1 protein-coding gene is annotated in these 374 nt (G+C 55.3%); it reads right to left on the bottom strand.

Going from position 1 to position 374, the window contains the following annotated elements:
- Positions 1-374: DEAD/DEAH box helicase (locus RTW80_RS27735; protein WP_312721325.1), on the bottom strand; the 374-nt coding region annotated here is incomplete at both ends.

Here is a 374-nt window from a genome sequence, read left to right as displayed (position 1 = left end):
GCATCATTCAGGGCATCGCACACCGCCTGACAATCTTTTTTGGTATTACAGAACACCACGCAGGACGCTGGCTGGTGTTGGCTCAGCAATTTTTGTAGCAGTGGAATCTTGCCGTGCTGCGATGTCTCGAAGAACTGCTGCTCAATCGCCGGTAACGCATCGACAGTATCGATTTCAATGGTCAGCGGGTTCTTCTGCACGCGCCCGCTGATCGCTGCAATCGCCTCGGGCCAGGTGGCCGAAAAGAGCAGCGTCTGGCGTGTGGCAGGGGCAAAGCGGATCACTTCGTCAATCGCATCGCTGAATCCCATATCCAGCATGCGGTCAGCTTCATCCATCACCAGCGTTTGCAGTGCATCGAGTGAAACAGTGCC

It is taken from the genome of Escherichia sp. AM3 (assembly GCF_032029835.1).
Taxonomy (GTDB): Bacteria; Pseudomonadota; Gammaproteobacteria; order Enterobacterales; family Enterobacteriaceae; genus Escherichia; species Escherichia coli.
Note: the sequence above shows the minus strand (reverse complement) of the source record. Positions and strands in the feature narration are given on the sequence as shown.